Below are 12,934 nucleotides of genomic sequence, written 5' to 3'. Positions count from 1 at the left end.
GCGTCTGTAGGCGGCCTCTACGTCATGAATCCGATGTTCTTCGGGTAGTTGATGCCGTTGACGTTGCCGCCGAAGTTCCTGAGGTTGGGCAGGATGCTCTCCAGGCTGCCCACCGGCACGCCAAACCAGCTCGCCAGCGTGGCGCCGTACTGGTCGACCGAGGTGGAGGGAATCAGCCGCCCCTGCCCCACGTGGCCCTCGTAGCCTGCCAGCTTCGAGTCGTTGTTGATGCTCACCACCTGCGGCGTGCCGTAGATCTGCTTGCCCTTCACGGCGCCGCCGACGATGAGGTGGTGGCCGCCCCAGCCGTGGTCGGAGCCGTCGCCGTTGGAGGCCAGGGTGCGGCCGAAGTCGGAGGCGGTGAAGGCGGTGACCTTGTCGGCCACGCCGAGCGCGACCGTCTGCCGGTAGAAGGCGGCGAGCGCGTCGCTCAACTGCTTCATCAGCCCGGGCTGGTTGGCGATCAGGTTGTCGTGCAGGTCGAAGCCGCCCATCGAGACGAAGAACACCTGCCGCTTGGCGCCGAGCGTGGCCCGGCCGCGGATGAGGCGCGCCACCATCGCGAGCTGGTTGCCCAGGCCCGTGGCGGGGAAGGTGCCGGCGCTGAAGGCCGAGCCGATGGCCGAGGTGACGGAGCCCTCGGCATCCACCGCGCGCTTGGTGACCTTGGTGTACTCGTTCTCCAGCGCATGGCCGCGCGCCTGCTGCACCATCTGCGCCATCGCGGCCTTGACGGTGCTCGAGCCGTACACGTTGCCGCCGGTCACGCTGTTGATGCGCACCGCGCCGCCGGTGCTCACCTGGTACTGCAGGGCCGTGTCGCCCGACAGGAAGACCGCGTTGCCCGACACCGACATGCAGGTGAAGAGCGAGTTGGTGTTCTGCCCGAGCATCAGGTCGCCGAGGTTGCCGCCCCAGCCCACCGTCGAGCCTTCGGGCGAGGAGGACTGCCAGGTCGACTGCTGGTCGTTGTGCGAGAACAGCTTGGGCGGCACCGGGTAGAGCTTGCGGTTGCCGCTGTTGTACTGGGCGCGCGTGAGCGGCACCACCAGCGGGCCGACGTTGAGCTGCACCGCGGCCTTGGCATCCGTGTTGAAGAGCGTGGCCAGCTCGGTCATCGACGGATGCAGCGCGTACTGGCGGCCATCGGCCAGTGGCGTGGTCGGCGTCAGCAGCGTCGGCGTCAGGTCCGCCTTGGCGATCGCGACGCCGCCGGCGGTCTGGCCGGCACCGCCGCCGCGGATCGCGCTGTAGGCGTTGTAGCTCGTGTCGTCGTAGGTGATGACGGTGTTGGCGTAGTCGTTGCCGCCGAACAGGAAGACGCACACCAGCGCCTTGTAGTCGTCACCGGCGGCCTGGGCCGCGGCCTCGCCGATGGCGGCCAGGTTGAGCGCGAAGGGCAGCGCGCTGCCGGCCATCGCGAGCTGGCCGGAGCGGCGCAGGAAGGCGCGGCGGGTGTGGGCCTGGGGATCGATCAGGTGCATCGCGCGTTCCTCATTTCTGGGCCAGGTAGCCCGGCGCGGCCATCACCAGCAGCACGGCGGCGTAGACGCGGTTGTTCTTGACGGTGTCGGTGCTGGCCGCGGTGACCGCCGGCGTGTTCAGGGCGTTGGTGATCAGCGCGACGGTGCCGGCATCGAGCTGGTTGGCGGTCATCAACAGGTTGAGGCGGCGCACCAGCGCGGCGGGGTCGAGCACCAGCGCCTTCTCGGCGGCATAGCCCGCCACCACGTCCTTGCTGTTGAAGCCGTTGGGCAGCACGTTCTGCATGAAGTTGAGGTACCCGCCCACGCTGGTCTCGTTGACCAGCTGGAACTCGGGCGCGACCAGCTTGGCGCTCGCCATCGCGCTGGACGGCGGCACGTAGCCCGGCCGGAAGAAGTTGAAGACCGAGGGCGAGCGCAGCGGGCTCTGGCCGAGCTGGTCGTTCGGGCGGGAGAGGTTGCCGATCTTCCAGGTGTCCTGGGTCGAGGTGATGCCGAAGGTGCGACCCCACTGCACCAGCCGCAGCATGGGCTCGCGCAGGCGGCCGAAGCTCGCATCGGCCAGGCCCGCAGGGCTGCGCGCCTCGTTGTCCAGCAGCACGGCGGCGAACACGCTCTTCATGTCGCCTCGCACGCCCGCGCCGTTGTCGGCGAACACATCCGCCACGCGCTTCACGTAGGCGGCGCTGGGGTTGCTGGTCACCAGGCGCTGGATCAGCTGCCGGCCGATGAAGGGGCCCACGTTGGGATGGTTGTGCAGCGTGTCCAGCGCGGTCTTGAGCGCGACCTTGCCTTCGGTGTTGGCGGGCACGGTGGCGCCGAGGAACTTGGCCTCCAACGTGGAATGGCGCGAGGCGGTGAGCGCCATCGGCCGCGTGGTCCAGGCATTGCTCTCGATGGTGAAGCTGGCGCCGGGCGGGGTGAAGGCATTGCGCTCGCCCGAAGGGATGTCGAGGTCGTAGCCGGTGAAGACGCGCGCTAGGTTGGTGACGTCGTCCTGCGTGTAGCTCTCCAGCGGCGCGCCGTCGGCGCCGGTCTTGACCGAGCCGTCGGGGTTGAGCTGGTAGAGGCCGATGCTCATCAGCTGCATGACCTCGCGGGCGTAGTTCTCGTCCGGCTGGCGGCCCTGGGCGTTCTCCTTCTGGTTGCCCTTGGTGTTGAGGTAGTAGCCCATGGCCGGGTTGAGCGACACGTTCTCCAGCAGCTGACGGAAGTTGCCGGTGACGCCGGCGACCAGCATGTCCCAGTACTGGGCGAACATGTGGGCGGTCCAGTTGGAGCTGACGTCGTTGGCCGAGACCACGAAGATCTCCGACAGGGCCAGCGCCATGCGCTTGCGCAGGGCGTCGGGCGAGGTCATGAGCTGGTTCCAGACCATGTCGTCGCTGTTGACCGCGTCGTAGGGCTTGCTCGCGATCCAGGCCCAGCCGGTCTGCGTGGCCGCGCGGTCCATCTGGGCGCCGAGCCAGGGCAGGTAGCCCTGGCTGCGCACCGCGGCGATTTCGGCCTCGGAGGCGGAGAACTGCGCCTGCAGCAGGAAGCGGGCGGCCTCGTCGTCGGTCTTGGCCTGCGTGTAGACGTAGGACTGGCCGCTCGGGGTGCTCGCCAGCGGCGTCAGGGAGCCGGCCTGCACGCCCTCGCCATTGCCGCCGCCCAGGCCGGGGAAGAACCCGGCGCCGCCGCCCCCGCCTCCACCGCCTCCACCACCGCCGCAGGCGGCCAGCGCCGCGGCGGCGGCGGCCAGGGCGGCTGCCCCCGGCAAGGGGTTGCGCGGCGCGGCCGCAGGGCCGGCGTCGGGTGTGGCCGTCGTGTCAGGCGCGCGCGGCGGCCCGTCGGCCGCCTCGGGGCGGCCGGTCGCAATGTCTTCCACCATGAGTTCCTCGCTCCTCGGCGCTGCGGCGCCGCGGCTGCTGAGGCAATCGCCGTGCCGGGCCCGAACCGGGGCTGGACGGCGCTTCAGGCAGCGAAGAACGACAACAATTGTCGCGAAATGTGACTTTTTCCGTCAGGGTGACGCACTCGGCTGCTTGCCATCACCTGGGAAAGTGAACTAAGGCTTGGCTTGCTCGAGGCCGTCGCGAGTACGAATAGCCTCATTGCGTGCCACTGCCGCGAAGTCCTCGCCATCCGAGGCGTAGCAGATGGCTCGCGAAGAATTGACCACGATCGGCGCATCGGCCCGCCAGCCCGCGCGCACGGTGGCGACCGCGTCGCCGCCCTGGGCGCCGACCCCCGGGATCAGGAGCGGCACCGTCGGCGCCAGCGCCCGCACCCGCTCGATCTCGGCCGGGTAGGTGGCGCCGACGACGAGGCCCAGTTGGCCATTCAGGTTCCACGGGCCCTGGGCGAGGCGCGCGACATGCTCGTAGAGGAAGGGCTGGCCGTCGACGTCCGCCAGCCGCTGGGCCTGCAGGTCGTCGCCGCCCGGGTTGCTGGTGCGGCACAGCAGGAAGGCGCCCTTGCCCTCGTGGCGCAGGTAGGGCGCGACCGAGTCGAAGCCCATGAAGGGCGAGAGGGTGACGGCATCGGCGCCATAGCGCTCGAAGGCCTCGCGCGCGTACTGCTCGGCCGTGGAACCGATGTCGCCGCGCTTGGCGTCCAGGATCACCGGCACGTCGGGCGCGTTGCGGCGCAGGTGCTCCATCAGCTTCTCGAGCTGGTCCTCGGCGCGGTGGGCGGCGAAGTACGCGATCTGGGGCTTGAAGGCGATCACCAGGTCGGCGGTGGCATCGACGATGGCGGCGCAGAAATCGTAGATCCGCCTGGCGTCGCCCTTCATGTGGGCGGGAAACTTGGTGGGCTCGGGATCCAGGCCCACGCACAGCAGTGAGCCGTTGCGGCGCTCGGCGGCGCGCAGCTTGTCCAGGAAGGTCATGGGGGAATTCTAGGAGGGGCCGAACTGGTCGGCGGCCAGGCACAGGTCGGCCCAGGCGCGTGCCTTGTCGGCCGGGTTGCGCACCAGGTAGGCGGGGTGGTACGTGGCGACCAACGGGACCGCCTCCCAGCCCGGCAGGACGGCCCGTGCGGCGCGGCCGCGCAGCCGGCCGAGCGGCTCGCCGCTTTGCAGCAGGCTCTGCGATGCGAGCGGGCCCATGGCCAGGACCACCTGGGGAACGACCGCCGGCAAGGGCAGGCCCTCGGCGATCGGGCGCGGGCTGCCGGGCTGGCCGGAGGCCACGCCGCGGTGGGTGCGCATGAGCTGCACGGGCACCGCGCCCGTGTGCAGCTGCAGGGCGCGCAGCATGGCCTCGAACAGGCGGCCGGCATCGCCGTCGAAGGGCTCGGCGTGGCGGCCGTCGAGGCCCGGCGGCATGTCGGCAACGATCAGCCAGCCGCCCTGGGCCGCGCCTTCGGGACCGTACAGCAGGCGGGGCACCTCGACAAGGACACTGGCGGCGGAAGGCGCAGCCGCGGGGCGGGCGACGACCGGCGGCGCGGGCGCGGGCACGGGCACGGGCACGGGCGCGGAAGGCAGCGTGCTCGCGCGGGGCATCGGTGGCGCCGCGGCCGGCACCGCAACGGCCGCCGGCGCCTCGGTCGACGCTGCCACCGGCCACCAGACCTTCACGCCCATCTCGTCGAGCATCGCGCGCTGGCGCGCATCCAGATTCAGCATGCCCTCTTTCATCGGAGCACCGCGGCCGGCGAAGCCAGGCCCGTTCGGGAAACACCGCGGAACCGGCTTTGCCGGGCCTCTGGTGTTGCCCCCGGTGAGGGGGTTGGCGGACCACACGAAGTGGGGGGAGCCTGGGGGAGAGTCATGGTGCTCCCCACGCACTGTTCGATTCGTTGAGACGCAGGCTCATCACCACCGCGTCCTCACGCGAATGGCCCTCGGCCGGGTAGTAGCCCTTGCGCATGCCCACGCGGCGGAAGCCCTGGCGCTCGTAAATGGCCAGGGCGCGCTGGTTGCTGGCGCGCACCTCCAGCCACAGCCACTGGGCGTTCTGGCCGCGCGACCAGCCGGCCAGCGCCTCCAGCATCAGCGGCGCCCAGCCCTGGCCCTGGAAGGCGGGCGCGACGGTGATGTTGAGCAGGTGAACCTCGTCGACGCCCTTCATGGCGACGAAGTAGCCGATCAGCGTCTCGCCGCCGGACTGCGAGGCCGGCCGGCCCCACAGCGCGCGCGGCCGCCGCGCTGGCGCGGCCTCGCCCGGCAGGAGCGCCGGGGCCACCAGGCACTGGCAGTGGTAGCCGGCGTGCAGCGAATCGCTGAAGTTGGCGGGCGTCCACGGGTGGGTGTAGGCGCTGCGCTCGATCGTGCACACGGCCGGGATCCGCTCGAGCGTGATCGGCTCGAGGCGGGCTTCTCGCGGCTGCAGGACGGCGCTCATGACTTCGGGGGGATCGGCGCCGCCTTCAGGGCGGCACGCTCTTCGGTGGTTTGCGCAACTTTATCGCGAACATAGAGCGGCCAGGCCTGCGCCGGCTCGACCGCCCTGCCAGCAGCAAGCAATTCCGGAGCCAGCCTCAGCATCGCCTCGGCGGTGGGTAGGGCCTCGTGGCGGGCCGCGGCGGGCGGCAGGCGCTCGCCGTAGGCGGCGAAGACGTTGCCGGCCAGGGCCCAGTCCGGCGGCACCTGCAGTTGCTCCGGCGCCATCAGCTGCGGCTCGGCGCCGGCCTGCACGGGCTGCCCGAAGTCGTAGCGGGCGGCGTAGAGCTCGTCCATGCGCGCATCGAGCAGCGCCAGCACGCGGGTGGCGCCGAAGCGGTGGCGCGCCTCCTCAGCCACCGCATGCAGGGTGTCGATCGGCAGCAGGGGGACACCGGCGCCGAAGCCCAGCCCCTGGGCCACGGAGCAGGCGGTGCGCAGGCCGGTGAAGGAGCCCGGACCGCGGCCGAAGGCGATCGCGTCGAGCCCGGCCAGCGTGAGCCCGGCCTGGGCCAGCAGTTGCTCGATCGTCGGGATCAGCGTGCCTGAGGCCTGCGCGCCGCCCGCCCCGGTGTGCGTGAGCAGCAGGTCGCCATGGCGCACCGCGACCGACAGGACCTCGGTGCTGGTGTCGAAGGCCAGGAGGCGGGTGGCAGCCATCGGCCTCATCCCCGGGCGGCGACCGCCGCGCTCACGCCGCCCGCGCGCATGCGCTGCACACCGAACAGGATGCCGGCCGTGACCAGCAGCAGCCCCGCGATCAGGTTCCAGTGCAGCGGCTCGCCCAGGAAGAACACCGCACCCAGCGCCGACAGGCCCGGCACCAGCGCGGTGATCATGGTGGTCCGCACCGGCCCGAAGTACTCGACCATGCGGGTGAAGGTGATGCCGGAAACGACGACCGAGCCACCGCCCTGGAACAGCAGCTGGAACGCGATCTCGCCCAGCGGCGCGCTCCCGAGCCGGCTCGTCACCTGGCCCAGGTAGGCCAGCAGCGCATAGGCCGGCACGTAGGCGAGGAAGGCGAACACCGTGATCGCGATGGTCGCGCGCACCGCGTCCAGCCCCTCGCGGCGCACCACCACGCTGTAGCAGGCCCAGCAGAAGGCCGCGCTCATGAACAGCAGGTCGCCCTTCCAGAGCTCGCCGCCCTCGAAGGCATGCAGCAGGCTGGCGCCGCCCACCAGCAGGTCGCCCAGCACGATCAGCGACAGGCCGAACAGGCGAGCGGGCGTCAGGCGGTCGTGCAGCACCACGGCGGCGAGCACCGCGGTCCACAGCGGCAGGCTGCCCGGCATGAGAACCGAGGCATGCGTGGCCGGTGCATAGAAGAAACCGGCGTAGGCCAGCAGGGCGTAGGCGAGACCGCCGAAGACGCCCGCCACGACGGTCGGGCGCAGCGCGACCGGCGAGAGCCCGAACAGCGAGCCCTGCGAGGGATCGCGCCGCCGCGCCTGCGCCACCAGCCAGGCACCCCAGGGCACCAGCACCAGGCTGGCGCCGCAGATGCGCGTGAAGGCGATGTCGAAGGGCGTGAGCGAGCGCCCGGCCGAAGCCCGGGCGATGACGATGAAGGCGGTCCAGACCAGGACGGTGACAACTGCCGCGCCGATGCCGAGCGCACGGGGGGACAGACGGGGAACGGCGGGCATCGGGCGATTATCGAGGGGCCGCCATGCACCGCGCCGCGGCAGGCCCATGAGCGGCCCAACGCACCGGGAAGGCCCCGGATAATCGCCCGATGCCTGCTGCCCCGAAGCCATCCGCGCGCCGCGTCCTGCGCCTGTTCTCCCTGCTCGCCGCGCTTGCTTCGGTCCCTGCCCTGGCCCAGAACCTCCCGCCCGAGGTGGAGGCTGCGCTGGCCCGCGCCAAAGTGCCGCGCGAGGCCGTCACGATGCTGGTGGCGGATGCGGACGGGGTGCGCCCGCCCCGGCTGGCCTGGCGCTCGCAAGTGCCCGTGAACCCGGCGTCGGTCATGAAGCTGGTGACCACCTACGCCGCGCTGGACCTGCTGGGCCCGGCCTTCACCTGGAGCACGCCGGTGTACGCCGACGGGCCGGTGCAGGGCGGCGTGCTGGCCGGCAACCTCTACATCAAGGGCCAGGGCGACCCGAAGCTGGTGATCGAGCGCCTGTGGCTGCTGCTGCGGCGGGTGCAGGGGCTGGGCATCCACACGATCCGCGGCGACATCGTGCTGGACCGCAGCGCCTTCGAGGCCGCGGAGACCGACCCCTCGGCCTTCGACGGCGAGGGCCAGCGGCCCTACAACGCCGCGCCGGACGCGCTCTTGATCAACTTCAGGTCGGTGGTGATGACCTTCCAGCCGAACCGCGACGGCCAGGCCGCCCAGGTCAGCTACGAGCCGGCGCTGAGCGGGGTCGGCATGCAGGCCAGCGTGCCGCTGGTGCCCGGCGAGTGCGGGGACTGGCGTGCCGCGCTGGCGCCGGCCTTCGCCGATCCGGCCCGCATCGGCTTCGCCGGCAGCTATCCCGCCGCCTGCGGCGAGAAGAGCTGGGCCGTGGCCTACGCGGAGCCGCGCAGCTACGCGGTGCGCGCGGTCGGCGGCATGTGGGCCGAGATGGGCGCGAAGCTGCAGGGCCAGGTCCGCGAGGGCTCGGTGCCGGCAGGCCTGCGGCCGGCCTTCGAGGCCACCTCGCCGCCGCTGGCCGAGGTGGTGCGCGACATCAACAAGTACAGCAACAACGTGATGGCACAGCAGCTCTTCCTGACCCTGGGGCTGCAGCAGAAGCGGCGCGGCACGCCGGAGGCCGCGCGCGCCGTGCTGCGCCAGTGGTGGAACGAGCGCATCGGCACCGGCGAGGGCCAGCCGGTGTTCGACAACGGCTCCGGGCTGTCGCGCGAGGAACGCATCAGCGCGGCGGCCCTGGCGAAGATGCTGCAGGTCGCATGGCGCTCGCCGCTGATGCCCGAGCTGGCCTCCTCGCTGCCGGCCATGGGCGTGGACGGCACGCTGCGCAAGCGCACGTTGCGCTCGGGCGGGGCGGCCCACCTCAAGACCGGCAGCCTGCGCGATTCGGCCGGCATCGCGGGCTACGTGCACGGCGCCAGCGGCCGGCGCTGGGTGGTGGTGGCGATCGCCAACCACGGCAGCGCGAATGCCGCACGACCGGCCTTCGATGCGCTGGTCGACTGGGCAGCGCAGGACAACTGAGCACGGAGCGTCGCCAAGGCGACTGCGGTGGTGCGACGGCTCGGGGTTTCCCTCGGTCCGGCTCGGCAAGGCACAGGCCTAGGATCGTGCGCCTTCCTCATCACGACAACACGCACAGCACGGAGACAAGCCATGAATCGTCGTCTGCATCTACTCTGCGCCGTCGCCACGGCCAGCCTGCTCGCAGCCTGCGGCGGCGGTGGTGGCGGTGGCGGCTTCGCCTTCATCGGTACCGGGACCGGCACCGGCACCGGCGGCAGCGGCGGCCCCGGTACCGGCGCGCTCCGGGAGCCGCCCGTGATCGTGACCACGCTGACGACGGCGCAGATCGATGGCGCCAGCGCGCAGAGCGGCCTGCAGGCGCTCAGCGGCAAGGCGAAATGCGACGTCAATGTGGTCTCGCTCAACTACAGCACCGTGGGACCGAAGGGAGAAGTCACCAACGCCTCGGGCGTGCTGCTGATGCCGGCCGGCACCTGCGCCAACGGCGCGCCGCTGGTGGCCTATGCCAAGGGCACCGACGTGCAGAAGCCGCGCACGCTGGTCAATCCGCAGGATCCGGAGACCTTCCTGCTGACCGCGATGTACGCGGCCCAGGGCTATGCGGTGGTGGCGACCGACTACCTGGGCTACGCCAGGTCCACCTTCCCCTACCACCCTTACCTGCATGCCGATTCCGAGGCACGCACGGTGCTGGATTCGGTGCGCGCCGCCAGGGCGGCCGTGGTGAGCGCAGGCGGCTCGCTGTCGGGCAAGGTGATGTTCACCGGCTATTCGCAGGGTGGCCACTCCTCGATGGCGGCGCACCGCGCGGCCGAGCGCGACAACGCGGCGGAGATCAACGTGGTGGCCGGCGCGCACCTGGCCGGGCCCTACAACCTCTCGGGCTCCTTCAAGCTGACCCAGGCCATCGCGGGCTACCAGTTCTTCGTGCCCTTCATCGTCAACTCGTACCAGAAGGTGTATGGCGACGTCTACACCGACGCCAACACGGTCTACAGGCAGCCCTACGTCAGCTACATCGAGAACCTGTTGCCGAGCGCGACGCTGAACTACACCACGCTGGTGACCAGCGGAACGCTGCCGGGCGCCAACGGCGAGACGCCGAACCAGGCGCGCGACGCGATCTTCCAGAGCGCCTTCCTCACCGACGTGCAGACCAACCCGAACAACACGCTCTTCCTCGACGCGAAGAAGAACGACCTGTTCGGCTGGAACCCGCGCGCCAAGACGCTGCTGTGCGGCGGCGCCGGCGACCCGACCGTGCCGCCGGCCGTGCACATGGTGCCGATGAAGGCGGATTTCGATTCACGCGGCGTGACGACGGTGACGACGGTGGACGTGGATGCCCAGATCCAGGCCACCTACGGACCGGGCGGCAAGGCGCCGACCGACCCGACGACGCCTGCCTACGCGGCCTATTTCGGCGCTTACCACGGCACCTATGAGCCGCCGTTCTGCCACGTGCGGGCACGGGCGCTCTTCGACACGGTGAAGTAGGCTCTCCCCCGGGCTTGCTCGCTTCGCGCAGCCGCCAACCCCCCTCACCGGGGGCCCCGCCAGCGGCCCGGCAAAGCCGGTCAAGCGGCGGCCCCGAACGGGCGCGCTGCGCGCAGGCCCTATGCAGCGGCGGCTCTTCGAAGGCGGTCGTGCACGCCTTCCCATTCGGGGCCGGCCGGCGGGGTCTCGACCCAGATCAGCTTGGCGCCCTCGTCGTCGAAGGCGCGCAGGATCGCGAACAACTGCTGCGCGACAGCCGCCGCATCGTCGGGCATGCGACGTAGCAGCACCCGCTGAGAGCGGCTCTTGAGCGGGCTGCGCGACCACACGGCAATGTGGGCCGCATTCGGGCCCAGCACGTCCAGGCCGGTCTGCAATGCCTTGGCATCCATCAGGCGCAGCTTGGCCGCGGGCGCGTAGTGCGCCTCCAGCGTGCCGGAAGCGCGCGGGTCGGGCACGGCCAGTTCGTTCCTGTCGCGCAGGGTCTCGCCGCAGGCCGCCTCGATCTGCATGCGGGTGATCGCACCGGGGCGCAGCAGCACGGGCTGGCCGCGGCTGCAATCGACGATGGTGGACTCGATGCCGACGTCGCAGGGGCCGCCGTCGATCACCAGCAGGTCGTCGCCGAACTCCTGCCGCACGTGCTCGGCAGTGGTCGGGCTCACCCGCCCGAAGCGATTGGCGCTCGGCCCCGCAATGCCCGGCACGCCCTGCTCGGCACAGGCCACGAGCAGGGCCTGCGCCACCGGATGGGCGGGGCAACGCAGACCGATGGTGTCCTGCCCGCCAGCCGCCGCCGCGGCCACGCCCGGCTGGCGGGTGACGATCAGCGTCAGCGGACCGGGCCAGAAGGCCTGTACCAGCTTCTGCGCGAAGGGTGGCAGCGGCTGGGCGAAGCGGGACAGTGCCTCGGTGCCCTTGGCGCCAGCCGCCACGTGCACGATCAACGGATGGTTGCTGGGCCGCCCCTTGGCCGCAAAGATGCCGGCCACCGCCTCGTCGCTGCTGGCGTCGGCGCCCAGGCCATAGACCGTCTCGGTCGGGAAGGCTGCCAGGCCGCCGGCGCGCAGCACGCGCGCGGCTTCCTGGATGGCGTCGGATGAATGGCCGTCGCGGATGGCCATCGTGCTCATTCCGACAAGGGGATCGGCAGGCCCAGCAGCGCCGCGGCGAAATCGGCCGTGCTGCGCACCGTGTCGATGTCGTTGCCGGTGATGGTGAGGTGCCCCATCTTGCGCCCGCGCCGCGCCTCGGCCTTGCCGTAGAGGTGCAGGTGCGCGCCCGGCAGCGCGAGCACGTCGGCCCAGCGCGGCTCGACCGCGGTGTCGGCGCCGCGCGCCGAGCCGGCCGCATCGACGTCCGGGAACCACAGGTCGCCAAGCAGGTTCAGCATCAGCGCCGGGCTGTGCTGGCGCGGCGTGGTGAGCGGCAGGCCGGCGAGGGTGCGCACCTGCAGCTCGAACTGCGAGACGTCGCAGGCGTCCAGCGTCCAGTGGCCGCTGTTGTGCGGGCGCGGCGCCATCTCGTTGACCACCAGGGCACCGTCGGCCAGCACGAAGAACTCCACGCACAGCACGCCCACGTACTGCAGGCCCTCCGCGATGGCGATGGCCGAATTCACCGCCAGCCGTGCCACGGCTTCGGGGATGTTCTGCGCATGCACCTCGGTCACCGCGAGGATGCCGTTGCGGTGCAGGTTGCGCTGCGGCGGGAAATGCACGACCTGGCCGTCCTGGCCGCGCGCGACGATGACGGAGCACTCGTAGTCCAGCGGCATCAGCTTCTCGAGCACGCAGGGCACCTGGCCGGCGCTTTCCCAGGCGGCAGCCAGTTCCTCGCGCGTGCCCACGCGCTGCTGCCCCTTGCCATCGTAGCCCAGGCGCGCAGTCTTCAGGATGCCCGGCAGCAGGTTGGGCGGGATGAGTGGGATCTGCTCGGCCGTCTCGATGACCGCGTAGGGCGCGCAGTCCACGCCGCAGCTGACGAAATGGCTCTTCTCGCGCATGCGGTCCTGCGCGATCGCCACGGCGGCGGCAGCCGGCCGCACCGGCCGGGCCACCGCGAGATGCTCCAGCGAGGGCGCCGGCACGTTCTCGAACTCGGTGGTGATGGCGTCGGCCAGGCCTGCCAGCCGGGCGAGGCCGTCGACGTCGGCGAAGTCGGTGTGGATGTGGTGGTGGCTCACCCGGCCGGCCGGGCTGTCGGCGTCGGGGTCCAGCACGGCCGTGAGGTAGCCCATGCGCTGGGCGGCATGCGCGAACATGCGGCCCAGTTGCCCGCCGCCGATCACGCCGAGGGTGGCGCCAGGCAGGATCGCGGTCATTGGCCGACCTCCCCCAGGCTCGTCACTTCGTGTACTTCGCGCACCCCCTCCTGAAGGAGGGGGCGAGCGCCTTCGGGCGGCCG

General features: G+C 71.4%; 11 protein-coding genes. 2 read left to right on the top strand and 9 right to left on the bottom strand.

The window, feature by feature from the left end:
• Nucleotides 1-17: 17 nt before the first annotated feature.
• From A8M77_RS02300 to A8M77_RS02270, 7 genes are all read right to left on the bottom strand, one after another.
• Nucleotides 18-1,484: a DUF1501 domain-containing protein gene (locus tag A8M77_RS02300; protein ID WP_086919939.1), complete on the bottom strand. Its 1,467-nt coding sequence runs from the start codon at nucleotides 1,482-1,484 to the stop codon at nucleotides 18-20.
• A gap of 10 nt (nucleotides 1,485-1,494) precedes the next feature.
• Complete coding sequence (locus A8M77_RS02295) at nucleotides 1,495-3,357, bottom strand: DUF1800 domain-containing protein (RefSeq protein WP_086919938.1); 1,863 nt, start codon at nucleotides 3,355-3,357, stop codon at nucleotides 1,495-1,497.
• Nucleotides 3,358-3,534: 177 nt separating this feature from the next.
• Nucleotides 3,535-4,359, bottom strand: a complete 825-nt coding sequence (gene pyrF, locus A8M77_RS02290) for an orotidine-5'-phosphate decarboxylase (RefSeq protein ID WP_086919937.1) — start codon at nucleotides 4,357-4,359, stop codon at nucleotides 3,535-3,537.
• 9 nt (nucleotides 4,360-4,368) lie between these two features.
• A complete protein-coding gene (locus A8M77_RS02285) occupies nucleotides 4,369-5,100 on the bottom strand; it encodes a uracil-DNA glycosylase family protein (protein ID WP_238136676.1) in 732 nt (243 codons plus the stop codon).
• 142 nt (nucleotides 5,101-5,242) lie between these two features.
• Complete coding sequence (rimI, locus tag A8M77_RS02280; protein WP_086919935.1) at nucleotides 5,243-5,818, bottom strand: ribosomal protein S18-alanine N-acetyltransferase; 576 nt, start codon at nucleotides 5,816-5,818, stop codon at nucleotides 5,243-5,245.
• Entirely contained in the window at nucleotides 5,815-6,516 is a 702-nt protein-coding gene (gene tsaB, locus A8M77_RS02275; RefSeq protein ID WP_443269961.1) for a tRNA (adenosine(37)-N6)-threonylcarbamoyltransferase complex dimerization subunit type 1 TsaB, read from the bottom strand. Before tsaB ends, rimI begins: the two co-directional genes overlap by 4 nt.
• Nucleotides 6,517-6,521: 5 nt before the next feature.
• Nucleotides 6,522-7,508: a DMT family transporter gene (locus A8M77_RS02270; protein WP_086919933.1), complete on the bottom strand. Its 987-nt coding sequence runs from the start codon at nucleotides 7,506-7,508 to the stop codon at nucleotides 6,522-6,524.
• Nucleotides 7,509-7,597: 89 nt separating this feature from the next.
• Between A8M77_RS02270 and dacB the strand changes: the two genes are divergently transcribed.
• On the top strand, nucleotides 7,598-9,028 hold the full coding sequence (gene dacB / locus A8M77_RS02265) for a D-alanyl-D-alanine carboxypeptidase/D-alanyl-D-alanine endopeptidase (protein ID WP_086919932.1): 1,431 nt from the start codon (nucleotides 7,598-7,600) through the stop codon (nucleotides 9,026-9,028).
• 132 nt (nucleotides 9,029-9,160) lie between these two features.
• Nucleotides 9,161-10,528 (top strand): lipase family protein, encoded by a 1,368-nt coding sequence (locus A8M77_RS02260; protein WP_086919931.1) that lies wholly within the window; start codon nucleotides 9,161-9,163, stop codon nucleotides 10,526-10,528.
• 119 nt (nucleotides 10,529-10,647) lie between these two features.
• On the opposite strand, the gene A8M77_RS02255 is transcribed toward A8M77_RS02260, so the two are convergent.
• Together A8M77_RS02255 and A8M77_RS02250 are read right to left on the bottom strand one after the other, a co-directional pair.
• On the bottom strand, nucleotides 10,648-11,652 hold the full coding sequence (locus A8M77_RS02255) for an L-threonylcarbamoyladenylate synthase (RefSeq protein ID WP_086919930.1): 1,005 nt from the start codon (nucleotides 11,650-11,652) through the stop codon (nucleotides 10,648-10,650).
• Between the two features lie 5 nt (nucleotides 11,653-11,657).
• Nucleotides 11,658-12,851 carry a 5-(carboxyamino)imidazole ribonucleotide synthase gene (locus A8M77_RS02250; protein ID WP_086919929.1) on the bottom strand — a complete coding sequence of 398 codons (1,194 nt, stop codon included), beginning with the start codon at nucleotides 12,849-12,851 and terminating at the stop codon, nucleotides 11,658-11,660.
• Nucleotides 12,852-12,934 lie beyond the last annotated feature (83 nt).

Source organism: Variovorax sp. JS1663 (assembly GCF_002157355.1).
Classification (GTDB): Bacteria; Pseudomonadota; Gammaproteobacteria; order Burkholderiales; family Burkholderiaceae_C; genus Variovorax.
This window is presented reverse-complemented; position numbering and strand designations above follow the sequence as displayed.

Excerpts from the sequence above, each read along its gene's own strand:
- A8M77_RS02295 (WP_086919938.1), bottom strand. The coding sequence starts at position 3,357 with ATGGTGGAAGACATTGCGACCGGCCGCCCCGAGGCGGCCGACGGGCCG.
- A8M77_RS02300 (WP_086919939.1), bottom strand. The coding sequence starts at position 1,484 with ATGCACCTGATCGATCCCCAGGCCCACACCCGCCGCGCCTTCCTGCGC.
- A8M77_RS02270 (WP_086919933.1), bottom strand. The coding sequence starts at position 7,508 with ATGCCCGCCGTTCCCCGTCTGTCCCCCCGTGCGCTCGGCATCGGCGCG.
- A8M77_RS02260 (WP_086919931.1), top strand. The coding sequence starts at position 9,161 with ATGAATCGTCGTCTGCATCTACTCTGCGCCGTCGCCACGGCCAGCCTG.
- tsaB (WP_443269961.1), bottom strand. The coding sequence starts at position 6,516 with ATGGCTGCCACCCGCCTCCTGGCCTTCGACACCAGCACCGAGGTCCTG.
- A8M77_RS02255 (WP_086919930.1), bottom strand. The coding sequence starts at position 11,652 with ATGGCCATCCGCGACGGCCATTCATCCGACGCCATCCAGGAAGCCGCG.
- A8M77_RS02250 (WP_086919929.1), bottom strand. The coding sequence starts at position 12,851 with ATGACCGCGATCCTGCCTGGCGCCACCCTCGGCGTGATCGGCGGCGGG.
- dacB (WP_086919932.1), top strand. The coding sequence starts at position 7,598 with ATGCCTGCTGCCCCGAAGCCATCCGCGCGCCGCGTCCTGCGCCTGTTC.
- pyrF (WP_086919937.1), bottom strand. The coding sequence starts at position 4,359 with ATGACCTTCCTGGACAAGCTGCGCGCCGCCGAGCGCCGCAACGGCTCA.
- A8M77_RS02285 (WP_238136676.1), bottom strand. The coding sequence starts at position 5,100 with ATGCTGAATCTGGATGCGCGCCAGCGCGCGATGCTCGACGAGATGGGC.
- rimI (WP_086919935.1), bottom strand. The coding sequence starts at position 5,818 with ATGAGCGCCGTCCTGCAGCCGCGAGAAGCCCGCCTCGAGCCGATCACG.